At 56.5% G+C, this 25,600-nt stretch carries 19 protein-coding genes; 11 read left to right on the top strand and 8 right to left on the bottom strand.

The annotated features are described in order from the left end of the window. Window positions 1–51 precede the first annotated feature (51 nt). The 3 genes from CFT68_RS04940 to CFT68_RS04930 form a co-directional block, all read right to left on the bottom strand. Window positions 52–1,704, bottom strand: coding sequence for a glycosyltransferase family 39 protein (locus CFT68_RS04940; protein WP_088842291.1), 1,653 nt, complete (start codon window positions 1,702–1,704; stop codon window positions 52–54). 84 nt (window positions 1,705–1,788) lie between these two features. After that, the gene (locus CFT68_RS04935) at window positions 1,789–2,826 is read right to left on the bottom strand and encodes a UbiA family prenyltransferase (protein ID WP_088842290.1); all 1,038 of its coding nucleotides are present in this window, start codon (window positions 2,824–2,826) and stop codon (window positions 1,789–1,791) included. Continuing rightward, the gene (locus CFT68_RS04930) at window positions 2,801–3,514 is read right to left on the bottom strand and encodes an HAD family hydrolase (RefSeq protein ID WP_170934699.1); all 714 of its coding nucleotides are present in this window, start codon (window positions 3,512–3,514) and stop codon (window positions 2,801–2,803) included. The genes CFT68_RS04935 and CFT68_RS04930 overlap by 26 nt, the downstream gene beginning before the upstream one ends. A 550-nt stretch (window positions 3,515–4,064) precedes the next feature. On the opposite strand from CFT68_RS04930, the gene CFT68_RS04925 reads away from it, so the two are divergent. Both CFT68_RS04925 and CFT68_RS04920 read left to right on the top strand, forming a co-directional pair. After that, window positions 4,065–4,691, top strand: a complete 627-nt coding sequence (locus CFT68_RS04925; RefSeq protein WP_088842288.1) for a cysteine hydrolase family protein — start codon at window positions 4,065–4,067, stop codon at window positions 4,689–4,691. A gap of 168 nt (window positions 4,692–4,859) precedes the next feature. Then, on the top strand, window positions 4,860–5,204 hold the full coding sequence (locus CFT68_RS04920) for a DUF3140 domain-containing protein (RefSeq protein ID WP_088842287.1): 345 nt from the start codon (window positions 4,860–4,862) through the stop codon (window positions 5,202–5,204). A 64-nt stretch (window positions 5,205–5,268) separates the two neighbouring features. Here CFT68_RS04920 and CFT68_RS04915 read toward each other — a convergent pair whose 3' ends face one another. The 4 genes from CFT68_RS04915 to CFT68_RS04900 all read right to left on the bottom strand — a co-directional run bounded on the left by CFT68_RS04915 (window position 5,269) and on the right by CFT68_RS04900 (window position 12,527). After that, entirely contained in the window at window positions 5,269–7,767 is a 2,499-nt protein-coding gene (locus tag CFT68_RS04915; protein WP_088842286.1) for a TonB-dependent receptor domain-containing protein, read from the bottom strand. 183 nt (window positions 7,768–7,950) lie between these two features. Further along, on the bottom strand, window positions 7,951–8,382 hold the full coding sequence (locus CFT68_RS04910) for a MarR family winged helix-turn-helix transcriptional regulator (protein WP_088842285.1): 432 nt from the start codon (window positions 8,380–8,382) through the stop codon (window positions 7,951–7,953). Window positions 8,383–8,562: 180 nt separating this feature from the next. Further along, window positions 8,563–11,016 carry an outer membrane beta-barrel protein gene (locus CFT68_RS04905; RefSeq protein ID WP_088842284.1) on the bottom strand — a complete coding sequence of 818 codons (2,454 nt, stop codon included), beginning with the start codon at window positions 11,014–11,016 and terminating at the stop codon, window positions 8,563–8,565. 254 nt (window positions 11,017–11,270) lie between these two features. Then, entirely contained in the window at window positions 11,271–12,527 is a 1,257-nt protein-coding gene (locus CFT68_RS04900; RefSeq protein WP_088842283.1) for a pyridoxal phosphate-dependent aminotransferase, read from the bottom strand. A 131-nt stretch (window positions 12,528–12,658) separates the two neighbouring features. Here CFT68_RS04900 and tsaE point away from each other — a divergent pair, with 131 nt between their 5' ends. The 3 genes from tsaE (at window position 12,659) to CFT68_RS04885 (ending at window position 16,115) form a co-directional block, all read left to right on the top strand. Continuing rightward, complete coding sequence (tsaE, locus tag CFT68_RS04895; RefSeq protein WP_088842282.1) at window positions 12,659–13,078, top strand: tRNA (adenosine(37)-N6)-threonylcarbamoyltransferase complex ATPase subunit type 1 TsaE; 420 nt, start codon at window positions 12,659–12,661, stop codon at window positions 13,076–13,078. A 96-nt stretch (window positions 13,079–13,174) separates the two neighbouring features. Continuing rightward, a complete protein-coding gene (locus tag CFT68_RS04890; RefSeq protein ID WP_088842281.1) occupies window positions 13,175–14,404 on the top strand; it encodes an alanine dehydrogenase in 1,230 nt (409 codons plus the stop codon). Window positions 14,405–14,606: 202 nt separating this feature from the next. Further along, window positions 14,607–16,115: an ArnT family glycosyltransferase gene (locus CFT68_RS04885; protein WP_141106452.1), complete on the top strand. Its 1,509-nt coding sequence runs from the start codon at window positions 14,607–14,609 to the stop codon at window positions 16,113–16,115. Between the two features lie 5 nt (window positions 16,116–16,120). Here CFT68_RS04885 and CFT68_RS04880 read toward each other — a convergent pair whose 3' ends face one another. Further along, entirely contained in the window at window positions 16,121–17,041 is a 921-nt protein-coding gene (locus CFT68_RS04880) for a flavin reductase family protein (protein ID WP_088842279.1), read from the bottom strand. Window positions 17,042–17,219: 178 nt separating this feature from the next. Between CFT68_RS04880 and CFT68_RS04875 the strand changes: the two genes are divergently transcribed. From CFT68_RS04875 to CFT68_RS04850, 6 genes are all read left to right on the top strand, one after another. Next, window positions 17,220–18,155 carry a M28 family peptidase gene (locus tag CFT68_RS04875; RefSeq protein ID WP_088842278.1) on the top strand — a complete coding sequence of 312 codons (936 nt, stop codon included), beginning with the start codon at window positions 17,220–17,222 and terminating at the stop codon, window positions 18,153–18,155. Window positions 18,156–18,397: 242 nt separating this feature from the next. Next, window positions 18,398–18,820, top strand: coding sequence for an IS1/IS1595 family N-terminal zinc-binding domain-containing protein (locus CFT68_RS04870; protein ID WP_088842277.1), 423 nt, complete (start codon window positions 18,398–18,400; stop codon window positions 18,818–18,820). 141 nt (window positions 18,821–18,961) lie between these two features. Further along, a complete protein-coding gene (locus CFT68_RS04865; protein ID WP_245815279.1) occupies window positions 18,962–20,485 on the top strand; it encodes a hypothetical protein in 1,524 nt (507 codons plus the stop codon). 130 nt (window positions 20,486–20,615) lie between these two features. Then, the gene (locus CFT68_RS04860; protein ID WP_088842276.1) at window positions 20,616–22,127 is read left to right on the top strand and encodes an MFS transporter; all 1,512 of its coding nucleotides are present in this window, start codon (window positions 20,616–20,618) and stop codon (window positions 22,125–22,127) included. A 144-nt stretch (window positions 22,128–22,271) separates the two neighbouring features. Then, complete coding sequence (locus tag CFT68_RS04855) at window positions 22,272–22,550, top strand: hypothetical protein (RefSeq protein WP_245815278.1); 279 nt, start codon at window positions 22,272–22,274, stop codon at window positions 22,548–22,550. Between the two features lie 296 nt (window positions 22,551–22,846). After that, the gene (locus CFT68_RS04850; RefSeq protein WP_088842275.1) at window positions 22,847–25,600 is read left to right on the top strand and encodes a sensor histidine kinase; all 2,754 of its coding nucleotides are present in this window, start codon (window positions 22,847–22,849) and stop codon (window positions 25,598–25,600) included.

Raw genomic sequence — 25,600 nt, 5'->3', positions numbered from 1 at the left:
AGGAAGGCCACAACGGCCTTCCTCTTTTGTTTATGCAGAATTGGTACAAGCTTACTGATTCAACTCGTAGAGCGATACTGCACTACGTTTGAGTTGGAAGTGCCCTGTTTTCTTACCGAACTGGCTGAAATGATTGTGCAATAAAGTGGGAGCGTCAAAGCCCGGCTTATGGTACCATTCCGGCAGCGTAACATAGTCGCCGATAGCAGTCTTACTATCACTATCGTAGATGAACCAGAGCCTTTTGTGCCCTTTGAACTGGTCAAAGTCGGGCTGAAGGTTACGCAAGTAATCCGTGGGATTGCGTGAGGTGTTTTTCACGAAGCTGCCTTCAACGGCAGTGTATTTCAGCGGATAGGTGAGCTTGTAGAATTCATACCCTTGGTTCATGTTCCAGAACACATATACGGCATCTCCCTCGCGGAAATGGTCGTTCACATATACCATGACGTCCCTGTTATACTCAGCGTGCATCACAAGCCTAGGATCAGCCACTTCACGCGCTGCGGTAATAACCGTAGGAGCGAAAAAAAGCACTGCCAGTGCCCCAAACCATTTAGGGTGGCGGGATAGTACCGATTGAATATACTCCAGCCCCAGACAGCTGACAATGATTAGGGCCGGCATGAGAAACAGCGTGAAGCGCTCATGAAAGGGGTAAACCCGGACCACCGACGCGGCAAGTGTCAACCCCATAGGGAGGAGTAGCACAGCAAAGTTCAACCTGTCTTTCCGGATGAAATAGATGCCGCCCAATACTAAGCAAGCGGCATGCAGCCAACCCATCTTGAAAAAGTATCGGAGGGGGGTATTGTTCAGGCTATCCAAGTCACCATCCAGGTCGAGAAGCAGGCCTAGCGGATACAGCAGCGTCAGATAGCATTTATGAAGCAGCCATTTCACGCTAGCTATGGGCTCCAAGGGGAGAGGCACAAATGCCTCGTTAATCCGGTCGAAGTAATCTATCAGCCAGCCTGATTGGTGATACTTGCTGGTAATCAAAATGTACTGCACCGCAAAGCTGATGAACCACAGCGAAAACGGAATGGCGTATCGGAAAAGCTTGTGCCACTGCTTGCTGACAATGGTATGAATGCTGATTACTAGGCCTATGCTGGCCAGAATAAATATCAGCGAGAAGGAAAACCAGAGTAACACACTGCCCGCAAGTCCCCAGAGCAGCATGGATGGGATGTCCTGTTTTGAAAGAAACCTGATGTAGAGCCACAACGAGAGTACCGCGGCAAATAGCTCGATGGAGTACTGCTTTGCTTCAATGGAGTGAAAGATACAAGGGGAGGAAAAAGCCATAATGGCTACTGCCGCCACCACGGTCCAGGGTTTAAGAAAGTACCGCGCTACGGGCACCAAGGCGAACATGGACCCAATTCCTGCTAAAAGTGGGAACAAGCGCATAGATTTACCACCATAGCCGAAGAGCAAGGCTAGCGCTTTTACAGTCCATAAGTACCCAATGGGGGCCTTTTGCTCGTATTCAAAAGGCTTGGTGGCCAGCTCCCAGAAGCTCATCTTGACCACATTAACGCCCAGGTACAACTCGTCTGTGACAAACGAGCGGTTATGGAAGAAATGAACCAGCCGCAAGACTATGCCTATAGCTAATACCAGGTAGAGCAGGCGGTGATAGAGTGTGGTAGCGGAAGTAGTAGAAGCAGAGCTGCTGGAAACGGCTTGATTTAACAAAACAGGTGTGCTAGTTCCTGTAAATCCAACCGGCATCTGGTCTGATACCTTGTGTATATTCGTTATCAGCATTATAGCAGTTCGTTATCGGTTCAGGTTGTAGTGGTCCTGCAATAGGCTGTGTAACGCAGGGATATCAACGAACATGAGTGTAGTAAGCAGCACGCAGAACAGAAGTACATAGGTCATGAACCAGTAGCGTGTGTAAAGCTTTTCGGAGCCCTGGACCGGTGAGTCCTTGAGCAACCCGATGCGCAAGTACCAGGAAAACAGCAACGCGAAGAAAGGGAAGCTCACTAGCAGCTCAACGCGGTTCTTGATCAGGAAAATACCCAAGAAGAAAGCACACGTTAGCGCATAAAAGAACATGGAGATGAGCAGGCTATGCTCCGTATAGAATTTGAATGAACGACGATATAAGCCGGCCAACTCGGGGTTGCCAATGAGGCGGTATTCAGCAAAGCGCTTCGTAGCCATCAGGAAAGCCCCGCCCATCCAGTAGGCCACCAGAATGCTGGAAGGAGGGAAAGTGTTGAGCATCTGTAGCAAATCCATATTTACCAGCGAGAGTGCCGGGGCCACCGTAAACCAGCCTAGCGCAAACCGGATAGGATTGTTGACCGATTCTGAGAGGACATCAATGTAGGGCCGCTCTTTGGTGCGAAACGGACGTACGTTGTACATCACGCCCATAAAAAGTAGGAAGCCCGAGACCAACAGAAATTGCATACTTATCTGGTACGCAATAGCAAAGCCCACCACGGCCAAGAGAAACCACTCTGTGTACACTAACACAGGATTTACCACCCGAACTACCGACGTCCGCTTTTTCTTGAGAGGGTGAAACTTGTCAAACTCCGCATCGAGGTACTCATTGATGACATAGTTAGCCGACGCTACCAGGCAGGTGCTGACTATGCCCAATATAACCTTGACGAAGAAGGCTACATCAAGGTCATTATGGTACACGATGAGGGCAAACAGGACCCCTGGTACCATGAATACGTTTTTAGCCCAGTTGTCGGGGCGGGCAATGGCAATGTAGTCTTTGAGTTTGGCCGGAAGCAGCGCTACCGGTTGCTCGTGGTTCTCATTGTCAAGCAGAATGGATGACTGGTTCATAAGTTACCGGTAGATGTGTAGAATGGAGCTGATGAGTAAGCGTTTGATAGAAAGTGAAGTCTGAAAAAGGCTGTTTTTCCACAATTAGGTAAGGCATTCCGGCTATTTCGGCGCAGGCGCCGTCCAGCTCGGGCCGGTCGCCGATGAACAGGCATTGCTCCGGCAACAGGCCTAGCTGCTGCGCGATGTAGAGCAGACCGCGCGGATGTGGTTTCAGCCGGTTAATAGCCGAATCGGTAGAGCTGACGATGATATCCGCTTCCAGGCCCAGTGCCTTTAGCTTGTCATGGGCTGGGTAATCGGAGTAGATGCCGATGGTAATACCCTGAGCTCGTAGGGCCGCAAAAAACTCGCTCACGCCCGGAAAGCGGCAAGCCTGCAGATAGGGGAGCGGGTGCCGGAACATCCAGCGGTCTATTACTGAGCGCACTTGCTGAACCGGGTAGCGGTTTCCCTGCGCCACCCATTCATACTGATCGGCTTCCAGGTTAGCGCCAGCGTAGGCAATCTGTTTTTCCCGCTGAATTCGGAACTGTTGTAACATCAACAGCTCCTGGAGTTTCCAGGGGCGCAGGCTGTAATGCTGCACCAAAGCGCGCAACATGCGGCCCCGGAGCTTGTGTTGTGTATATAGAGTTCCATCAACGTCAAATACAACGCATTTGATCTGTTGCCAGTGAATAGACATAGTATGATTCATGTTGATAATATTAAATTTATTAATATTTAAATGCAATAATTATAAATAAATATTTCATGTTAAAATAAGATCATGTCATGTTTTAATTTGTTAAGTATCTGTTTTGTAATGTTTTGCATTTAATAAATTTTTGTGAAATAATGGTATTGCATTAGGTAGTGAGTATAGTAAGCATGGGGCGTTTCATGCTTGATCCAGCATCTGCGGAGTCTAGGCATCTTTGCTTCTGGCTAGCTAACCGGCCTGGCTACGAGTCAACGAAGCGGTAAGAATGCTTCGACTTTGCGGACGCCAGATCAGGCATGAGGCCTACAGGCACGTTACCGCTTTAGCTTGCTGACCACACCGCTTAGGTGATGTAACTGAAGAGCTGAGCGGTATGCACGAATGGCTGATGGTTACGATGCCTTGGCTTTGGGACAGTTGGGTAACTCCTCACAAGCTTCTAGCAGAACCACGCGCAACGGCAAGTGATAAAGTTGATTTTGCCATTGACAATCAGTAACTTGTTCAGGGTGTTTACTTGACTTTGCTGGCTATGAATGCAACTACTACCGCCATTGTTCTTATCGAATTCCAGAACGACTTCACGACCCCCAGGGGCTCCCTGCATGATGCCGTAAAGACGGTCATGAAGCAAACCAACATGCTGGAAAACACCCAGGATTTGGTGCGGCAGGCGCGATTAGCTGGTGCTCTTATTGTGCACGTACCGATCAGCTTCACGGAGAATTACCGGGAGCTAAGCAGCCGCCCGTATGGTATCTTGAAGGGTGTGGTAGACAGCAACTCCTTCCGCCAGGGCTCCTGGGGAGCCGATATTGTAGATCAGCTCAGGCCGCAGCCAGAGGATATTGTCATTGAGGGAAAACGTGGCCTAGATGGCTTCTTAAGTACCAACCTCGATTTTGTACTGCGCCAACGGGGTATTACGCACATCGCACTGGCCGGCTTCCTGACCAACTGTTGCGTAGAATCGACGATGCGGACGGCCTATGAGTATGGCTACCGCGTGTACACGCTCACCAATTGTACCGCGACAGTGAGTGAGGAAGAGCAGCGCTTGGCGTGCGAAAAGAACTTCCCTATGTTTTCTGTGCCTCTCAAACACACCGAGTTTCTGGAGCAGTTACTGCTGGAGCAGGAAACAGTGTCGGTGCGTTAGTAGGGAGCCGCGTGTACTACAGGCAGAAGGGCCTCTGGTCAGACTTACCGTCTTGCCAGAGGTCCTTCTGCTTGTGTTGTGTAGGTGAAACGGCTGCCTGCTATCTGCGTAAGGAAATGGGAGCCATACGAAGCAGTATGGCAAACCTTCCTCTTAATCAGACTTGGTATGGCAGATGCACCCGAAGACATTTACAGTCAGTTTAAGCACGACGTAAATATGACGGCCAGTGAGTTAGAGAAGTGGCTGAAAACCGATGAATCTGGTGCAGTAGGCCAGGATAGCGGCGACGGGACCAGCATCGGGCATAAGTCCGGGGAGCACATTGTCCGCATTTTGCACAAAAAGAAAGCTGACCTGACGGCCGATGATGAAGCGCATATGCACAAGGTGCACAGCTACGTAAGTCGGCATCTGGCCCAGGGCCCGCATCACCAGGAGGAGGTAGCTACTTCGCGTTGGCGCTACTCGCTCATGAACTGGGGGCACGATCCGCTGAAAGACAAAAAATAGCAAGTGGCCTACGGCAGTTGGCCAGCTCCAACGAGTGGGCCAACTGCCGTAGGCCACTCGTTGCTTATCCGGCGCGGCGCTTCTCGTCTTCGGCGCCTCCGCTGCGGCGGCGGGTGGGGCTGAGCTTATCGTTGCCGAAGCGGTACGAGAAGGACAGGGTGAGCACCCGGGAGTCTATGCGCTGATAGAAGTTCTCGACGTAGTTGGTGTAGGCCGAGGTAGCACGGATGGGGCTGGTGAAGAAAATATCCGACATGTTGAGCTTAAGCGTAGCTTTCCGGTCCCAGAGGCCTTTTTGCACGCCCGCCGTTACCTCGCCATACGGGCGCACATCCAGGAAGCCATACACTTCCCTCGACTGGTACGACCCATTCAGCTCCACCGTCCAGTCTTTACCAAACTTGTAAGTCGTGTTGCTGCTCAGGTTGAAAGCCGTTCGGCCCCGGTTGAGGCTGGTGCCGGCTAGGTTGCCTTCGAAGCGCGAATAGTACAGCACGGCATTGTTGTAGATGCTCAGGTCTTTCACGGGCTCCAGCGGCACCGTGAGCGTGAGGGCGTAATAGTGCTGAGTTTGGAGGTTTACGCTGGTAGAAACCACCTGCTGGCTCCCTTCTGAAGCTGGGGCGGGCTGCACCACCTGAATGATGGGCAGGTGGGTGTTGGTGTAGCTTAGGCCGGTGGTGTATTTTTGCTTGAAAGTGTGCGTCAGCTCGGCGTTGTAGCTGGTTTGGGGGCGCAGGTTAGGGTTGCCGGAGTTATACGTGGTTGCATCAATGTACACCCGGAAGGGGTTAAGCTGGTTGTAGCTAGGCCTATCGATGCGGCGGCTCAGCGACACGGACAGCTCATGATCTTTGCTCAGCTCCCGCTTCAGGGCCGCACTCGGGAAGAGTTGGAAGTAGTTGCGGTCGAAGTCCTCGTTGCCCACCGACTGGCGGCCGGTGGCGCTGGTTTGCTCCCCGCGTAGGCCACCCGTGAGGGTGAGGCCGGGCTGGGGCGTAAACGTGAGCGTGCCGTAGGCCGCCGAAATGTTCTCATCGTAGCGGAAGCGGTTGGTTTTGCCGACGTCTACGGAGTCTAGGCCACCTCGCCCGAGGTTGTTGATGAACACCACATCGTTATCAGAATATACCTGGCTGACTTTGGCGCCGGCCTCCAGCCGGAGCTGCTTGCTAAGGGTTTGCACGTAATCAGCCTTCGCCGATTTAATGGTCAGGTCGCCTTCCTGGTCGCCGCGCAAAATGAAGGTGGGGCGGTTGCTTTCAAAGCGCGTCGTGAGGTTTTGGGCGCGGTCCGCAATGTAGCGGGCATAGTCCACGTCTGCCGTTAGCTCCCGGGCGCCGCCAGAATCAGGAGCCGGGAATGTATGCTTGAAGTTGAGGTTGACGGCGCCGTTGGGGGCCTTCAAAGCTCGCGTGTTGGTGGAGCGGTAGGTTTCCTGTAGGCCACCCTGCGCATCAAACAGCTGTGTGAAGTTGGTGCCGTTTTGCGGGATTCTATTGGTGAGCCCATTCAGCGCCACACCTACTACCGTCCGCTCCGATAGCGTGTAGTCGAGCCCTACTTTGGCCGTGTGGCTGCGGCCGTGCGGCTGCATAACGGTGTGCTGCTGGCTGCTGCCCGTGAAGGTGCGGGTAACAGGGTTGCCGCCTTGGTCGCTCACCGCAAAAAAGTCGCGGCTGATGGTCAGCTGCGGCTGCATCTGGCGCTCAGAATAGGTATAGCTGCCGAAGACGTTCAGGCCTTTATTGCGGTGGTTCAGGGAAATGCCCGAGGTGAACTTGCCCCCGTAGAAGCTGCGGCCGTAGCTGCTGTTTATGCTGCCGTTGGTGCCCTGGCGTTGGTCCTTTTTCAGGTTGATGGCGATAATGCCGGCCCCGCCCTGCGCATCATACTTGGCGGGCGGGTTGGTAATCAACTCAATGTTTTTCAGCTGATCAGCGGGCAGGGCGCGTAGATAGTCGGCCAGCTCGGTGCCGGTCATAGGTTGGCGTTTGCCATCGATGAGCACCAGCAGGCCCTGCTTGCCGCGCAAGGCCAGGTTATCGTTGCCATCAATTGTTACGCCTGGCGCCCGGCGCAGCACGTCCAGCGAGGTATTGCCGGCCGCCAGCGTACTGCCCTCCACATTCACAATGGTGCGGTCAGCCTCGCGCTCATACAGTGGTTTCTGGCCTATTACCTGCACTTCCTTCAGGTTAGTGGCGCCACTGGCCTGCAGCGTAAGCGCCAATGGCGAAGCACTAGCGGCGGGCAGCTCAAACGGCTTACTCCACGTTCGCACAAAGCCTACCTGCGAAGCCGAAAGCAAGTAGCGGCCCGCCGCCGCCTGCTCAATCCGAAACAGCCCTTTCTCGTCGCTGAACTCCGATTTTACTACCGTAGAGTCGGTGGCACGGTGGAGTACTACTGTAGCGTACTCAATGGGCGCTCCTGCTTGCGTTTTGATGCTGCCGCTTAGGCTGCTGGCAGTTTGCGTTTGGGCCTGCGCAGCGCTCGAGAGGCCTAGCAGGAAAAGAAAAGACAGGGGCCAGGGTAAAAGCCCCAAAGCTGGAGATTTCATGAGCAAGGAAAGTGAAGGTTGAGGGAGGATAAAATGTCTCGGCGGCCACTGGCCAGGTAGCTGCCGAGCTAATATTATAAGTACGAATGATTTCGTATGTAAACGTACGAAAGTTTTCGTATTAACAATGCGCAATAGTTTATTTCGTCTATATTTTACTTGAAGTACGGGGGGCCAAGTGGCCTAGGCAGGGGAGGTGCAGTTGTTGTAAATACGCTCCAGTAACGTTTTGAGCAGGGTTAAATCGTCATCCGATAAGCCTTGTAGAGCAATGGCGCGGTTGTGCAGCACCACGGGTTCCACGGCATCCAGGGTCTGTAGGCCAGTTGGGGTCACGCGGAGGCGGGAGCGGCGACCATCGTTGCGCGAAGGCTCGGAGGCCAGCAGCCCCCGCGTCAGGAGCAAGCTGATCATGCGGGCCACGGAGGCCTGGTCCTTGAAGACGCGCTCCGCAATGTCGGTTTGCGTCAGGTCGTCATGCTCCCGAATCACCTGCAGCACCAGCCACTGATCGATGGTAATGCCAATGCCGGCCCGGTCAATGTTGGCCTGGGCCAGCTTGCGATACTGCCGAATGGCGCGATCCAGGGAGTAGAAGATGATAGAGGAGAGCATGGTATTTCGATGATATATCATATAGATGTATGATGTATCATAAAGGTTGCCTGAGGTCGTAGAAATTTTTGTGGATTCTTCTCCCTTGATTTGTAACGGTTCAGCCTAGCTATATGCTAAAAAGAAGGCCGCCCTGCAGTACAGAGCGGCCTTCAATAAGAATACTAAAGCCAGACTGGCCTACTGCACACCAGAGGCACGGCGCTTCTCATCCTCGGCTCCGGTGGCTCGCTTGCGGGCTGGCGCCACCTTATCATTGCCGAAGCGGTAGTTGAACGCCAGCGTGGCTACACGCGAATCTTGGCGGTTGCGGAAGGTTTCCTGCAGGGGCACGTAGGTAGAAGTGGCCCGCAACGGAGTGGTATAGAAGATATCGGCCACATTGAAGCGCAGGGAAGCATGGCTACCCAACGACTTCTGCACGCCAGCCGTGGCTTGCCCGAAAGACCGGACGCGCTCGAAACCGTAGCGCTCGGGCGTGTGGTAATTGCCATTAAGGTCGAGGCCCCAGCCGTGGCCCAGCGCAAAGCTGGCGTTGCTGCTCAAAATGGCCGCAGGCCTACCCGAGAGTGGCCTAGAACCATCGGAAAGCTGGCCTTCAAAGTAGATGTAGAACACCTCAGCATTAGCGTAAAGATTCAGCCACTTCGTGGGTTTTAGGGGAGCCGTGAACGTGAAGGCGTAGTAATGCTCGGCCGAGAGGTTCACGTTGGTGGCCACTACCAAACGCTCAGCATCTAGCTGGTACACATTCAGAATAGGGCGGGAGGTGCGCGTGTAGCTCAGGCCCGTTACCAGCTTTTGCTTGAAGGTGTGCGTCAGCTCGGCTACAAAGCTGGTCTGGGGCCAGAGCGTGGGGTTGCCAGCGCGGTAGGAGGTGGCGTCTACGTAGGAGCGGAAGGGGTTGAGCTGGTTATACGTAGGCCTATCGATGCGGCGGCTGAGGCTGAGTGCCAGGCGGTGCTGCTCGCTCAGGGCCCGCTCCAGGCTCAGGTTCGGAAACAGCTGGAAGTAGTTGCGGTCGAAGCCCATGGCCCCCATGATCTGGCGGCCCGTTACGTTGGTTTGCTCCCCCCGTAGGCCAGCCGTAATGGTGAGGCCCGGCCGCATACGCGACAGGCTGGCGTAAGCCGCATTGATGTTCTCGGTGTAATGGAACTGGTTGGTTTTGCCGGCATCCACCACGCGCTGGCCATCCATTTCATTCAGAAAGAGCACATCGTTGTCAGAATTTACATAGCTGGATTTTACACCGGCCTCCAGGCGCAAGTGGTGGCGCAGCGGCCGGATATAATCCGCCTTCCCCGACCAGATCGAAAGGTTGCCATTCTGGTCGCCGAGCAGGCGCGTGGTGCGCGGGGCTGGCAGCTCATAGTTCGTGAGCAGGTCCAGGGTGCGGGTGGTGCCGTAATGGCCGTAATCTAAGTCAGCCGTCAGCTCAGGCGTACCCAGCGAGTCGGCCGCGAACAGGTGCCGTACCGATACGTTGGCGGTTTGGTTGGGTGTGCGCAGGTTGCGTTGGTTATCGGAGCGGTAGCGCGCCCTGGGTAGGCTTTGCGCATCCAGGAAAAGGCCGGTGTTGTCGCCGGTGGAGGGCACGCGGCTGCCTAGGCCACTCACCACTACTCCCATCTGGGTATTCTTGGAGAACGTATAGTCAAGGCCCCCGCGCCAAGTATGCGACTGCAGGTGCGAACGAGAATCGTTGTACTGAATACTGCGGCCTGAAACCTGGGCGGCATCCTGATAAAAAGTGCGCTCGAAATTCAGTTTCTGGAAGCCCTGGCGGTCGGCGTAGGTGTACGTACCGAACAGGTTCAGGCCTTTACGCCGATGGTTGAGCGTAAGCCCCGAAGTGAACTTGCCATATTGTCCGCGCCCGTAGCTGGTGTTCACGCTGCCATTCGTGCCCAGGCGCAGATCCTTTTTTAGATTGATGGCGATAATGCCGGCGCCACCTTGCGCATCATACTTGGCCGGCGGGTTGGTAATCAGCTCAATACTTCGGACCTGCTCAGCGGGCAGGGCGCGCAGGTAGTCGGCCAGCTCGGTGCCGGTCAGGGGCACGCGCTTACCATCAATAAGGATGAGCAGTCCCTGCTTTCCCCGCAATGCCAGGTTATCATTACCCCCCACTGTTACGCCCGGCGCGCGGCCCAGGACATCCAAGGTAGTGTTGCCGGCACTCAGCGGGGTGCCTTCTACGTTCACAATGGTACGGTCGGCGAGACGTTCAAACTGCGCTTTCTCGCCCGTAACGGTTACGCCCTTCAGGTTGGTAGCGGCAGTGGGAGCAAGCTGAAGAGCCGGCAGGGCCAGGCCAGCAGCTGGCAGCTCAAATGGCTTACTCCAGGTGCGGCCGTAGCCCACCATAGCGCCCGAAATAAGGTAACGTCCGATAGGCGCGCTCAGTAAATAACGACCCTGCGCGTCGGTGAACTCGGTTTTGACGGCTACCGAATCGGCAGCGCGGTGCAGGGTGAGGGTAACGTATTCGAGGGCGCCGCCGGAGGTAGCCTGCACGGTGCCCTGTAGGGTAGCCGTCTGGGTTTGAGCCAGCAGCAAAGAGGGGAACAGCACCACAGCGGCTACTGCTGAAAAACGACCCAGAAAGCTGGGCAAGGGTAATGACATAGACACGATGAGTTGGTTGTGAAGCAACATCGTGCAATAGGTGCGGTAGAGGAGAGCAATCGGAAGAAAGAAACGAATCCAGTACCGGAATGCAGGTCAGTTGACCGGAAAGATAGACATAATACCCATTTCAGGAAATCTCCCCATTGTCTATTCCTAAAAATTGGCCCGGAAATACTAGACCTATAAAACAAACATAGCAGTGCCCGGCTCTACGCACGGAACACTGCTATGCTTATCTGGCCATGAAAGGGCTATTTCAGCGCATCAAGCGCCGCCTGCAGGCGGGGTAGGGCTGCTTGAATAGACTCCAGGGAAGCGCCACCCACCGACATCCGGAACCACGGCGACACATGGTCGGTACCGAAGGCGCTGAAGGGCACCAGCGCTAGCCGCGCATCACTGATGAGATAGGATGTAAGCTCCTTGGTGGTCGTGAGTACCTGGCCCGCCGGGGTGGTTTTGCCTAGCACATCCAGCTTGGCCGTGAGGTAAATAGCACCCATTGGTACCATAGAATCTACGGGGTATCCATCGCCTTTCAGGGCCTGCAGGCCTTGGTGCAGCGTATCGAGGCTAGCCTGAATTTTCTCTTTGAAGTGTCCTAGGAACCCATCAACCTGCTCCGTCTGAGGTAGATATTTGGCCGTGGCTACCTGCTCGGCCTTGGGTGCCCAGGCGCCAACATGGCCTAGAATGGCCTTCATCTTGTCAATCACCACAGCCGGCCCGAAGGCGTAGCCCACGCGCACGCCGGTAGCCGCGAGGCACTTCGAGATACCATCAATATAGATGGTGTACTCGCGCAGCTCCGGCCGCAGGTTCACGGGGTCGTAGTGCTCAGTATTGCCGAAGGTTAGGAGCCAGTAAATCTGGTCGTAGAGCAGGTAGAGTGGCTTTTCGCTGGGCTGGCGGCGCTTGTTTTCGGCCAGAACCAGGTCGCAGATAGCTTCTAGGCCCTCGCGCGTGAACACGGTGCCGGTGGGGTTAAGCGGAGAGCACAGAGCCAGCAGCGTGGCGCCCGCCAAATGAGGCGCCAACTCTTCCGCCGTAGGCATGAAGTTGTTTTCGGGCAGCGTTTCCACCATCACTGCCTGGGCCGAGGAGAGGTGACAGTAGTGGTTGTTGTTCCAGCTCGGCACCGGAAATACTACTTTGTCGCCGGGGTCCACGAGGGCCAGGTAGGTGGCGTAAATGAGGGGGCGGGAGCCGCCGGCCACCAGAAAATCATTGGGCGAGTACTCCAGGCCCAGCCGGGTTTTGGTGAACGTGGCCGCGGCCTCGCGCAGAGCCGCCATGCCATTGGCCGGCGGGTAGTTGGTGTGGCCAGCCTGGTAGGCCAGGGTAATCTCCGACTGAAGCTCCTCTGGAATAGGGAAGATGGAGGGGTCGAAGTCGCCAATGGTGAGGTTGCAGATCTGCTCCCCCTTGCGAATCATATCATTGACTTCGTTGCCGATTTTGATGATTTCGGAGCCAATCAGGCTGCCGGCCATTCGGGAAACTTGCATACGTTCGAGTGTTTTGGGTCGGCTAAAGGTAGGGATAAGAGGAAATTGTGGCAGCCCGAAATTGCGTAGGCTACTCAAATTGCCTTCTGCAAGCCTTCCGTTGCTACCTTGCCATCTCAACAGCTGCCTGTATGCTCACCATCGATATTCCGAACCTCGCCGCCCTGCCTGCTGCGGCTCAGCAGGTCCGAGACGCTCTGCCAGGCCACTCCATTGTGTGCTTTGAAGGCGAAATGGGCGCCGGAAAAACTACCTTCATCAAAGAGCTGTGCCGCAGCTTGGGCGTGGCCGATGAAGTCAGTAGCCCCACGTTTTCCCTCGTGAATGAGTACCGCGACGCGCAGAATCAGCCCATCTATCACTTCGATTTCTACCGACTCGATGACCCACGCGAAGCCGAAGGAATTGGGGCATTGGAGTACTTCGATTCTGGCTATCTTTGCCTGATAGAGTGGCCTAGCCGCATTGAAGCGCTGCTGCCTCCGGATCGGCTGCTCATCACGCTCACCGTCACTGGCCTAGAGACCAGGGAATTAAAAATTGAAAGTTAAAAATTAAGCATCAACCTTTAAGCGCAGTTGCGTTGGATATAAGAGATTGATGATCAAGGTTTTTAATTTTTAATGCTTGATTTTTAATTGAAAAAGATGCCCGAAGCAGTACCCCCCGGATTTGAGTCGCTGGCCACCAGCCGCGCCTACTTCACGCAGGAATCCATGCTGGCCGTGGAAACGCGCAAGCGCAAGCTGTTTATCGGGCTGCCCCGCGAAACCTCGCTCCAGGAAAACCGCATCTGCCTCACGCCGGAGGCCGTGAAACACCTGGTAGAAGCCGGCCACGAAATCCTGCTCGAAAGCGGCGCCGGAGAACCCAGCAAGCATTCCGACCACGACTATTCCGAGGCGGGCGCCACCATTGCTTACTCGCAAAAAGAAGTATTTGAGGCCGATATCATCCTAAAGGTGGCGCCGCCCACCTACGATGAAATCGAGTTTATGCGGGCTGGCCAGACGCTGATTTCGGCCTTACAGTTTGGCTCGCTCACCAGCGAATACATTACCGCCCTCACGCGCAAGAAGGTGAGTGCCATTAGCTTCGAGCTGATCAAGGACCCATCTGGGGCGCGTCCGGTTGTGCGGGCCATGAGCGAAATTGCCGGCTCCACCGTCATGCTGATTGCGGCCGAATACCTGGCCCGCTCCAACGAGGGCAAAGGCATTATTCTGGGCGGTATTACGGGCGTACCGCCATCGCAGGTAGTTATTCTGGGTGCGGGCACTGTGGCGGAGTACGCCGCCCGCGCCGCTACTGGCCTAGGGGCCGAAGTGAAGGTCTTCGACAACCACCTCTACAAGCTACGCCGTCTCAAGCAGAACTTGGGGCAGCCGCAGCTTTATACCAGCACCCTCGACACCTTCGCCCTGAATCAGCAAATCCGCCGCGCCGACGTGGTGATAGGTGCTCTAAATGCCGAGGAAGGTCGGATTCCGTTTATGGTAGCGGAAGAAGCCGTGTCGCATATGGCACCCGGCTCCGTGATTATCGACGTGAGCATCGACCAGGGTGGCTGCTTCGAGACCAGCGAAATGACCAGCCACAGCAAGCCCGTCTTCCGCAAGTACGATGTCATTCATTACTGCGTGCCCAACATTGCCTCGCGCGTGCCCCGCACCGCTACTAATGCCTTAAGCAACATTTTCACGCCTATTCTGCAGGAAATCAGTCAGCACGGCGGCATCAATGAGGTGCTGTTCACCAATGAGCATTTCCGCTCGGGCGTGTACGTGTACAAGGGCTCACTTACCAATGCCAGCATCGCCAAGCGCTTCAACATGCGCTACAAAGAGCTGGCCCTAATGATTGCGGTGCGGAATTAGTACCCGCATGGCGCTATGCGTGGGGGTGGTTTGGCGGGAATGTTTCTCCGGATCAAACACGCCGGCACTACTAAGTGGCTGGCCTAGGCGGAGCGACAAATTTTATTTTATCCACTATCCAGGGATGTTGTGGATTGCAGAGTTGGACTTGACGGGCCTTCCTGCAAGTCCTATCTCAACCTAACTTTAAGTAGCCAGCAGTTTGATTAGACCTAAGCTGGGTTTGTTCCGCAGCCGGAACCTCCAAAAGTGGTGGTGGCTGGCCTTGATACCGACTGCGTGGTTTAGTTTGTTCTGGCGTCTAGGAGCGCTGCCCTTACAAAGCTGGGATGAGTCCCTGCTGGCAGTAAGTGCAGCAGAAATGCTGCGCAACCATCAGTGGTTTTTGACCTATTTTGGAGGCGCACCCGATTTGTGGAACACCAAGCCTCCACTGCTCATTTGGCTGCAGGCGTTGAGTTTGCACACGTTCGGGTACTCTGAGTGGGCCTTACGGCTACCTACGGCGCTGGCTGCCACGGCATTGGTGGTGGTGGTAGCATCTTTCGCCCGACGCTGGTTGGGTGGCCCACTCGCCGGCTTGCTGGCGGGGCTAGCGTTACTAAGCAGTAAAGGATTCGTGGCCCACCACGTGGCCCGCACCGGCGACTACGAGACTCTGTTGCTGCTGTTCACTACCAGCCAGGTGCTGGCGGTATTTGCGTGGCTACAGACCCGGCAGCGTCGCTACCTGCTGCTAGCGGGCGGGGCTATTGGCCTAGCCATCCTGACGAAGGGGGTAGCCGGTTTATTCCTTGTACCTGGTTTAGCCCTAGAAGTGTTACGACGGCGCAAGCTGCCGGGCTTACTGCGCGAGCCGGCAACTTGGGTGGCAGTACTGTTGGCAGTTGGTCCGCCGCTTGTTTGGTACACGCTCCGTGAACAAATGTTGCCTGGTTACCTAGCAGCCGTATGGCAGAACGAGTTGGGAGGGCGGCTGTTGGAGAACCTGGAGCAGCAGTCCGGGCCCTGGTATACCTACCTGCTGCACTTTGTCACGCAGCAGTTTCTGCTCTGGACGCCATGGGTGGTGGCCTGTATCTGGGCTATTGCTCGTAGGCCGATACAGCGTCCGGCTCATCGGTTTCTTGCTGTGGTGGCATGGTCGGGCGGCGTGTTTCTGGGCCTGATCAGCGTTTCCGCTACCAAGCATACCTGGTATGATGCCCCTCTGTACCCGCTGCTGGCGTTGTTGTTGGGGGCTGGCTTGCCGATGCTCGCCCGTCAGACGGCAGTTCGCGTTTCGTGGCGCAACGCCCTCGTGCTAGAGGCTTCGGTGTTGATGCTGGCAGTGGTGCCCTCCCTGGCGGCGGTCTACATCCGCCTAAACAAAACGCACAAGCACCGCCACGATGAGCCCATGCTGGCCTACGGACGGTACCTGCAACATCCCGGCGCTACCCCCGCCCGAAGCTATACGCTGTTGCATACTACCGCCGATAGAGGTAGCAGCGGCTATAATGCACCTTTGGAATTTCACGCGCTGGCCCGGCGGGCACAGTTCTCCGATACAGTAAACGTTGTATTCAAGGCCACTACCTTGCCACCAGGCCAAGTAGTGCTCCTGTGCGGCGCGGCGGCCCGAAACGCGCTCATCCAGCGGTACGCTACCAGGCTTCTATATCAGGCCGACTCATGCGCTACGTACCAAATACAGCGCAGGCTGGAATAGCACATTTACCTGGCCAGCAGCAGCACCTTCCACGCCTCCAGCAGCCGGCCTTCTTCCAGAATTTTCTGGCCTAGCAATACCAGTTCCCGGTGTTGCACAGCGCTATCCCCCTTAAACTTATTGAGCGTGTAGGCCACTAGCGGCTCGTGTCGGTAGGCCTCTACTTCTTCGGGGGTGGGCATTGATTGGGCTTCGATGTTGGCAAGGCGGCCCAGGTTATTGCCCGTTAGGATGTCGGATTTGCGGATGTGCTCGGGCAGCTGGTCCATGCCGATGCCGAGGTTGCGGTTGGGCTTGGGCACCTCAAACAGGCTGCTGCCCGAGGCGCGGGTGTACCAGTCGCCGCCGAGGCGGGCAATGGCGTCGAGCTTGTGCGGGTCGATGCCGATGCCGGAGGGCAGGATGATATCCTCCCGGAAATGAGCCAGCACCACGCGGCAAATCACGAGGTTGCCTGCGCCGTTGTTCTGGCCTAGCTCGATGATCTGCTCTACTACGCACTCAAAGGCGGCGGGCGCCTGGCCTACACGTGGCGGCCGGATCTGCTGGCTGGCTACTTCCGTAAAGCCGGCTTTCACGAACTCATTCACGCCTCGCTCATACTCGGTGCTGGCCAGAGACATCTGCTCCACCATGGCGTAGTCGCAGATGTTGATGACTACTTCGGGCACTTCGCGCAGGTTTTGCAACGTGTGTTTCTGGGAGTTGTCGCGGACGCGGTTAGCAGGCGAGAAGGCCAGAATGGGTGGGTTTGAGCCGAAGCAATTGAAGAAGCTGTACGGGCTTAGGTTCACGTTGCCTTCCGCATCAATAGTGCTGGCAAAAGCCACTGGCCGGGGCGCTACGGCACCAACCATAAAGGGGTGCCACTCGCTGGGTTTGAGGTCAGAAGGAACGATGGAGCGGAAGGAGGTGGGAGTGGACATGGACCGGCAATAGTAGTAGAAATGGGCCCGAAGTTCGTAGTTGTGCCCGACAGTTGTGCCTAGGCCACTCCCAGCCGCTGAAATTCAGATGATGAACTGGCCTAGGCAACCGTTTGGTGCATTGCGGAATCTGCTCTGTATCCTCTGTTAAAATGACTTTCAATTATCCGGATTCACAGTGATTCAAATACGTGTCCTGTACTTTTTACTTGTTGCGCTTCTACTCAGCAGTGCTGCGCTAGGCCAGTCTGGGGTGGCTGATACGGCCCGCCTGCGCCACCATCTGATTTCCCTGACTACCACACCAGAACCCCGCAACTACCTCCACGAAGCCAGCCTGAACCAAGCGGCCGATTATATAGGAGGGGAGCTAACCGCAGCTGGCGCCCGGCGCACAGAACAGGCCTACACCGTGCAGGGCCGCACCTACCGGAACATCATCGGCAGTTATGGGCCCGCAGATGGGCCGCGCCTGATCATTGGGGCGCATTATGATGTGTGCGGCGAGCAGCCAGGAGCCGACGACAACGGAACCGGTGTAGCAGCCCTGCTGGAGCTGGCCCGCTTGCTCGGCCAACAACCAGCCCTGGCCTACCGCATTGACTTAGTGGCTTACACCCTGGAAGAACCGCCGTTTTTCCGGACCAAAAGCATGGGTAGCTATGTGCACGCGAAGCAATTGCACGAGGCGGGCGTGCCAGTGAAAGGGATGGTGTCATTGGAAATGCTGGGCTATTACGATGATCGTAAAGGCAGCCAGGAGTATCCCGTAGGCCTCTTGAAGTGGATATATGGCAACCGCGGCGACTATGTTACGGTTGCGCAGAAATTCGGCGGCGGTTCGTTTGGCCGTCGCTTTGCCCGGCAGTATAAAGCGGTGGCAACGCTACCCGTAAAGCGCTTCAAGGCCCCCTCCTGGCTACCGGGTATCGATTTCTCCGACCACCTTAACTATTGGCAGTTCGGATACCCCGCCGTGCTACTCACCGACACGGCTTTCTACCGCAACAAGCACTACCACGAGCCCACCGACACCCTAAACCGCCTGGATATGCGCCGCCTTGGCTTAAGCATTGATGCGTTGCTGGCGGTGGTGCTACGGATGGAAGAATAAGATTACCGGCCCAGTTACAGGGGTTTAATGCTACAACAGGGGAATGACATGAGTTTTCCTGTAGCCAAAAGTGCTATAAGTATGCTGTACGCGCCTCGAACGGCACTTTCCTCCGAATAGCTCATCAATCACGGCTATGCCTTGCGGCGAATAGCATTGTGGATTATAACTAATTTCTGCTAAAATAGTATATCTTTACTAAAATGGTATAGTTAACTAGTAAGTACTTACTCACATTGCTCATGTCGAAGCCAGCCTGCCCGAAGTGCGAGTCAACGGAAGCTACTAAAAGCGGGATTGTAGGCGGCCGACAACGGTTTAAATGCAAGAATTGTGGGTATCATTTCTCGGTAGCCAAAACCGGCAAGGAAATAAACCCTTACTACGTTATCAAAGCCCTACAGCTGTATGTGGAAGGAGTGAGCTACCGCGAAATTGAGCGGCTGCTGGGCGTAAGCCACGTGAGTGTGATGAATTGGGTGAAGAAATACGGCATGAAAGCGCCCAGGCAAACTGAATATCACCCAACGTATAAGATTCTCAACCAGAAGGAACTAGCTGAATATTTCCTGAAACCAGAAAACCTGAAGGGAGCTGGTTTAATCGTGACAGAACTCGGGGATAAGTACATGATGATACGATGGGAGCGGTTTAAGCAGGCCTAGCACTATAGGGTTTAGCGGAAGTATAGCAAGGGCGTGACTTCTGCTTGGGGATTTTCCTACTTGGGGGTAATCGAGCCGGGTAGCATTGCCCAGTTACGGTGTGTTCCCCTTCCCAACCACTCCCCAACCCACCCTAATCCTATGCGAAACGCCCGTTACGCCCTGACTATCAGTGCGCTCTTGGCTGCCACCGCAGCTTCGGCGCAAGTAGTGACCCCACCACCCAGTCAGCCGGCACCCGCCCCCGCAGCACCGGCCGCGCCCCCCACGCCACCGGCCCCAGCGAAATCGACGCCCTATGGTGCGGGTCTGAAGTTTAATCTGTCACCGGATGGCTCTAAGTACCTGCGGGTTATGTCGTGGCACCAGGTGTACACGCGCTACACCGAGAACAACACGGGTACGCTGCGGGCGCCGAGCAAGCCCCAGAAAAGCCAGATCGACTTTGGCCTACGCCGTTCCCGCTTAGTGCTGCTGGCCCAGCTGAATCCGCGCTTTGTCATTTATACCCACCTGGGTATCAACAACCAAAACGCGGTAGGCGGCGGCATCACCCCAACCGTTGATGGCAAGAAGCCTCAGTTCTTTATTCACGAGGCCGTGACGGAGTACAAGGTGAACAAGTATCTGAGCCTGGGAGGTGGCCTACACTACCTTAATGGTATTTCCCGGCTTACCAGCGCTAGTACCACCAGCATTCTGCCGATAGATCTGCCGTTGACGAACTTCCCCACCATTGAGGCCACCGACCAGTTTGCTCGCTGGCTGGGCGTGTATGCGAAGGGCCGCATCAACAAGCTCGATTACCGCTTCTCCGTCAGCGACCCTTTCCTGACGAACGTGACCAGCACCCCGCTCAACCTGGGCACCAGTTCTACCAGTGCCGGCGTCACGACCAATACTGGAACGGGCATAGCGGCCTATAGCCCACAGAACACTACCCATGTGTACCAGGGCTATGTGAGCTACAACTTCCTGGAGCCCGAAGCCAACCTGCTGCCCTACTTCACGGGCACTTACCTGGGCACTAAGCGCGTGTTCAGTGTAGGCGCCGGCTTCCTCTACAACAAGGACGCCATGTATTCGCGCCCAACGTCGAGCGTAGTGACAGTGACGCCCGCCGTATCGGCCGATCCGTTTGGCTTGGTCGGGACGAATAAGCACAGCCTGAAAATGTTCGGGATTGATGCCTTCTACGATGTGCCTCTGGATACAGCCTCGTGCACGGCCCTGACCCTGTACGGCGTGTACTACAACTATAACATGGGACCCAACCATGTGCGCTTCATCGGGCCCGAAAACCCCGGTTATGGTGCTGCAGCCACCCGCGGCAACGCGGTGCCTCAGTCCGGAACGGGCAACTCGTTTTATGGTCAGGCCGGTTTCCTGCTGCCCCAGCGCATCTTCGGCCCCAAGGCCCGCCTGCAGCCCTACGTAGCGTACCTGCACAGCAACTACGATGGTCTGCACTTCAGCAATGGCGACACGAAAGCTGTGAATGTGTATGACGCCGGCGTGAACGTGCTGCTGGATGGCCACAACGCCAAAGTCACCCTGAACTACCGCGCCCGCCCCGATTTTGAAGGGTACGTGCCCACCACCGGCAATTTCACCAGCCTGGACTACAAGCCCGAAATAACGCTGCAAACCCAGATTTTCCTGTAAGAAGGAAGGCGCTAGGGGTTAGAAGATAGAAGCTAGAATATAGTAAAAGGGTGCTTCTGTCTTCTAACTCCTGCCATAGCACCTTACTTCTATCTCCTGGCTTCTTCCATCACCACAACTCCCACCAATCATGAACGAGAAATTACCGCAGCGCGATGCCTACGCTGGCGCCGCGCCCTTGGGCGGAGCGGCCGCTGATGACGCCGTAGCCCACGACAACAACGCCGTCTCGACCAGCAAGATCTGGCAGGTGATTACGGCCTCCTCCGTCGGGACCGTAATTGAGTGGTACGACTTCTACATCTTCGGGTCGCTGGCCGCCATTATCGGGCCGGTGCTGTTTGGCTCTACAGGCAAGATTGAGGATACCATTCTGGGTACGCTGGCCGTGTTCGGAGCGGGATTTGTGGTGCGGCCTTTTGGCGCGTTGTTCTTCGGCCGCATCGGCGACATGATTGGGCGCAAGTACACCTTCCTGCTCACCCTGCTGATTATGGGCGGCGCCACCTTCGTAACGGGCCTCATCCCGAGCTATGATAAGATTGGCATCGCGGCCCCCATTATCGTGACGCTGCTCCGCCTGCTGCAAGGCCTGGCCCTGGGCGGCGAATACGGCGGCGCTACCACCTACGTGGCCGAGCACTCGCCCGATAACAAGCGCGGTTACTATACCAGCTTCATCCAGATTACGGCTACGGCCGGTCTGCTGCTGAGCATTCTGGTGATTATCGTGACGCGCAAAACCATGGGCGAAGAAGCCTTCAAAGAGTGGGGCTGGCGCATTCCGTTTCTGCTCTCGGGCCTGTTGGTAATTGCCTCGTACTACATCCGTCGGAAGCTGCACGAGTCGCCGCTGTTTGCCAAGGCCAAGTCGGAAGGCAAAACCAGCACCAACCCGCTGCGCGAGTCGTTCGTGAACCCCGTAAACCGCCGCCTGGTCCTGATTTCGCTGTTCGGCGCTACCATGGGCCAGGGCGTAGTGTGGTACACCGGCCAGTTCTACGCGTACTCGTTCATGCAGAATACGCTCAAGCTGGATCTGGTAGATGCCAGTATGGTGTTGTGCATTGCCCTAGTGCTTGCCACACCGTTCTTCGTGTATTTCGGCTCCCTGTCTGACCGCATCGGCCGCAAGAAAATCATCATGATGGGCCTACTCTGTGGCGCCCTGTTCACCTTCCCCATCTTCTACGGCCTCAAGCAGTTTTCCGGGCCTCTGACGGAAGTAACCGCTGCTACCGTTGATGCTACCGGCAAAGCCGTGCCGGCCGTCATGAAAGCGCTTTCCCCGAACCTGTTTGCCATGACAGCGCTCACGTTCTGCCTTGTGCTGTTCGTGACGATGGCCTACGGCCCGATTGCGGCTTACCTGGTGGAGCTGTTCCCCACCAAAGTGCGCTACACCTCGCTTTCGCTGCCTTACCACATCGGTAATGGCGTCTTTGGTGGGTTTGTGCCTCTGATTGCTACTGCCCTCACCCTGCGAGCCGCCGCCTCCGATACGCCCTTCATCAAGGAGCACAGCACCCTGGCCGGCCTTATCTATCCGGTTAGCATTGCCCTGATCTGCTGGTTTATTGGGCAGGCCATGATGAAAGACGTGCGCAACGTGAAACTGATGGACGATAACGGCCAGCAGTAACCCCATTCCGTGGCCTAGGCCATTGCCGAAAACTCGGCTCCTTGTTCTTTGCCGAAGTGGTTTGTGTGAAGTCCGCCGGGCCATAGGTTCGGCGGACTTCCTGCTACTGGCCCACTCAGCAGGAAGACTCAAAAGAACGTTCCTGTGGCTATTCTGGCGGATGCAGATGTGCTAGGCCACTTCTTCTCACTGATTACGACTACACTGCCCATGCTTCCTATGTCGCCCCAGGAGCAGAACGAGCAGCGCCGCGGGCAGCGGCTGCTGTTCGTGAGCCTGCTGTTTGCCGTGCTGCTCAACTTTCCGCTGCTGGCTGTTTTTAACCATCAGGGGCTAGTGTGGGACATTCCGGTGCTCTACCTCTACGTGCTAGTGGCTTGGGCGGCACTGGTGCTGCTCACGGGCTGGCTGGTGAAAAGGTGACATGGTGAGGTGGTGGCCTACACCGCCTTGTCATTCCGAGGAGGAACGACGAAGCACCCGCAGGACAGCGCAGCTAATCCTTCCTCGCTTCAAGGAAAGACACTTAAGTACACGCAAAACCTGACGCTAGGCCAGTCGCCTTGCACTTTTAAACGGAGCACAGTATCGCGCACCATCAAGTAAAGATTAGCTGCGCTGTCCTGCGGGTGCTTCGCTCCGCTCGCAATGACATACTGGCCTCGGTCGCCTCATCACCACCTCGCCGTTCACACTTCACCTCATCACCCAACATAACCTTGAACACGCTGCTTGTCATTGGCTTTTCTTTCGGCTACCTGGCTTTACTGTTCGGGGTGGCCTACGCGGCGGAGCGGCGCTCGGCGGCGCGAAAAAGTCTGGTGAGCAACCCCTACGTTTACGCCCTGAGCATGGCCGTGTACTGCACCGCCTGGACATACTATGGCTCTGTGGGGCGGGCCGCGTATTTCGGGCTGGAGTTTGTTGGTATCTATCTGGGGCCTACGCTTATGGCGCCGGTGGCCTGGCTGGTACTGCGCAAGATTATCCGCATCTGCCACGTTCAACGTCTCACCTCCATTGCCGATTTTATCTCGGCGCGCTACGGCAAAAGCGCTTCGCTGGGCGCCCTCGTGACGGTAGTGTGCGTGCTGGGGGTAGTGCCTTACATCTCGCTGCAGATCAAGGCCATTGCTGCTTCCTTTGATATCCTGACGGGCGGAGGGCAAGGGCCTATGCTGACTGAAGGTGGTCTAGCCATCAGCTCGGCCCTTATTACCACGGTGGCGCTGGCGTTTTTCACCATCATCTTCGGGGTGCGCTCCGTGGAAGCCACCGAGCGGCACGAGGGCATGGTGCTGGCCGTGGCCCTGGAAAGCCTGGTGAAACTGGTGGCCTTTCTGGCGGCGGGCCTGTTCGTGACCTTCGGCCTGTTCGATGGTTTTGCCGATGTGTTTGAGAAGGCCGCTGCCGTGCCCGATCTGCGCCGCCTATTCACGCTGGAAGGCGCCGGCACCAGCGGCACGCAGTGGTTTACGCTGCTGCTGCTGAGCATGGCCGCCATTCTGCTGCTGCCGCGTCAGTTTCAGGTATCGGTGGTGGAAAACGTAAACGAAAACCACCTGCGCAAAGCCATGTGGCTGTTTCCGCTCTACCTCATCATTATCAACCTGTTTGTGCTTCCGCTGGCATTTGGCGGCCGCTTACTGGCCGGAGCGGGTCTCGATGCCGACACGTTTGTGCTGGCGCTGCCCCTGCAAGCCGGCCACCACTGGCTGGCCCTCCTGATTTACCTCGGCGGCCTTTCGGCGGCCAGCAGCATGATTATCGTGGAAACCATTGCCCTGAGCGTGATGATGAGCAACCACCTGCTCATGCCGCTGCTGGTGCGCCTGCCGCCAGCCCGCGCCGAAAGCCCGCGGTGGTTTGCGTACCTGGGCCAGGTAGCGCTGCAAAGTCGGCGCCTGGCGGTGGTGGCCGTACTGCTACTGGCCTACGGCTACTACGCGGCCGTAGGCCACCTGCTGCCCCTCGTGAATATCGGGTTGGTGTCGTTTGCGGCCGTGGCCCAGTTTGTGCCGGTGGTGCTGGGCGGCCTCTACTGGAAAGGTGGCACCCGGCAAGGTGCTACGGCCGGCATTCTGGCGGGCTTCCTGATCTGGTTTTTTACGCTGGTTGTGCCCACTATGGTAGGGCCGGAAATGCTCTCGGCTTCCATTCTGGAACGCGGCTTATTCGGCTGGAGTGGCCTACGACCCTTCGCGCTCTTCGGGCTCACGGGCCTCGACTACCTTTCGCACGGGCTGTTCTGGAGCTGGTTTTTCAACGTAGGCCTGTACGTAGGCGTGTCGTTGCTGCGGACGCCTTCGGCGCTGGAGCAGCGCCAGGCCGAGATATTCGTGGGCGTGTTCCATTACCGCACCGGCTTTGAGGGGCCCGCGGGCTGGCACGGCGGCGCGGCCCTGCCCGATGTGCGCGAGCTGCTCACGGGCTTCCTTGGCAAAAAGCGCACTTCCCAGGCCCTGCACGCCTTCGCCGAGCGGTTTCCGGAGGCCCACATCAACACCGAAAACGTGGCCCCGCCCCAGGCTGATCCGCGCTTACTGGCCTACGCGGAAAAATTGCTGGCCGGCAGCATCGGCCCGGCTTCGGCGCGGCTGCTGCTGTCATCGTCGGTGGGGGTGGAGGATATCAGCTTTGATAACGTGGTGGGCATTCTGCGCGAAAGTCAGCAGCTGCTGGAGGCTAACCGCCAGCTCCAGAAGCAGCAGCGCCAGCTGCAGCGCCTCACAGGCCAGCTGCAAGTGGCCTACGATCAGCTTCAGGAGCTGGACCAGCACAAAGACGAGTTCTTGTACACCGTCACTCATGAGCTTCGCACCCCTCTCACCAGCATCCGGGCCCTGTCAGAAATCCTCACCGACAACCCCGATATGGACGAGGAGGAGCGCCAGCGTTTCCTGCTGACCATCACGAAGGAATCGGAGCGGCTGAGCCGGCTGATTACGCTGGTGCTGGATCTGGAGAAGTATGAGTCGGGGAGGGCTACCCTGGAAAAAAGCCCGGTGGATGTAGCCGAAGTGATAAATGACGCGCTCGACTCCGTAGGCCAGCTCCTGCGCGATAAGCACATCCACCTAGACCTCACGGTGCCGCCCGGCCTGCCCACGCTCCCCGGAGACCGTGACCGGCTCATGCAAGTACTCGTGAACCTGCTCAGCAACGCCGTGAAATCGTGCCGCGCCGATGGCTCCGGCCGCATTGGGGTGGTAGCCGAAGCCTCTCCCGAAACGCTGCGCATTATGGTGCAGGACAACGGCAAAGGCATCGACCCGGAGTTTCATCAGCTCATCTTCGATAAGTTCTTCCAGGCCCGCCACCAAACCATGCGCAAGCCCGAAGGCTCGGGGCTGGGGCTGGCTATTACTAAGAAAATCATTGAGCTCCACGCCGGCCGCATCTGGGTAGAAAGCCAGCCCGACCAAGGCGCGCGCTTTTCAGTGGAGTTGCCGCTGGAAGTAATGAAGAATTAG

The sequence above is a fragment of the Hymenobacter gelipurpurascens genome (assembly GCF_900187375.1).
Classification (GTDB): domain Bacteria; phylum Bacteroidota; class Bacteroidia; order Cytophagales; family Hymenobacteraceae; genus Hymenobacter; species Hymenobacter gelipurpurascens.
This window is presented reverse-complemented; position numbering and strand designations above follow the sequence as displayed.

Coding starts and splice junctions, on each gene's coding strand:
- CFT68_RS04935 (WP_088842290.1), bottom strand. CDS start 2,826: ATGAACCAGTCATCCATTCTGCTTGACAATGAGAACCACGAGCAACCG.
- CFT68_RS04930 (WP_170934699.1), bottom strand. CDS start 3,514: ATGTCTATTCACTGGCAACAGATCAAATGCGTTGTATTTGACGTTGAT.
- CFT68_RS04925 (WP_088842288.1), top strand. CDS start 4,065: ATGAATGCAACTACTACCGCCATTGTTCTTATCGAATTCCAGAACGAC.
- CFT68_RS04920 (WP_088842287.1), top strand. CDS start 4,860: ATGGCAGATGCACCCGAAGACATTTACAGTCAGTTTAAGCACGACGTA.
- CFT68_RS04915 (WP_088842286.1), bottom strand. CDS start 7,767: ATGAAATCTCCAGCTTTGGGGCTTTTACCCTGGCCCCTGTCTTTTCTT.
- CFT68_RS04910 (WP_088842285.1), bottom strand. CDS start 8,382: ATGCTCTCCTCTATCATCTTCTACTCCCTGGATCGCGCCATTCGGCAG.
- CFT68_RS04905 (WP_088842284.1), bottom strand. CDS start 11,016: ATGTCATTACCCTTGCCCAGCTTTCTGGGTCGTTTTTCAGCAGTAGCC.
- CFT68_RS04900 (WP_088842283.1), bottom strand. CDS start 12,527: ATGCAAGTTTCCCGAATGGCCGGCAGCCTGATTGGCTCCGAAATCATC.
- tsaE (WP_088842282.1), top strand. CDS start 12,659: ATGCTCACCATCGATATTCCGAACCTCGCCGCCCTGCCTGCTGCGGCT.
- CFT68_RS04890 (WP_088842281.1), top strand. CDS start 13,175: ATGCCCGAAGCAGTACCCCCCGGATTTGAGTCGCTGGCCACCAGCCGC.
- CFT68_RS04880 (WP_088842279.1), bottom strand. CDS start 17,041: ATGTCCACTCCCACCTCCTTCCGCTCCATCGTTCCTTCTGACCTCAAA.
- CFT68_RS04870 (WP_088842277.1), top strand. CDS start 18,398: ATGTCGAAGCCAGCCTGCCCGAAGTGCGAGTCAACGGAAGCTACTAAA.
- CFT68_RS04865 (WP_245815279.1), top strand. CDS start 18,962: ATGCGAAACGCCCGTTACGCCCTGACTATCAGTGCGCTCTTGGCTGCC.
- CFT68_RS04860 (WP_088842276.1), top strand. CDS start 20,616: ATGAACGAGAAATTACCGCAGCGCGATGCCTACGCTGGCGCCGCGCCC.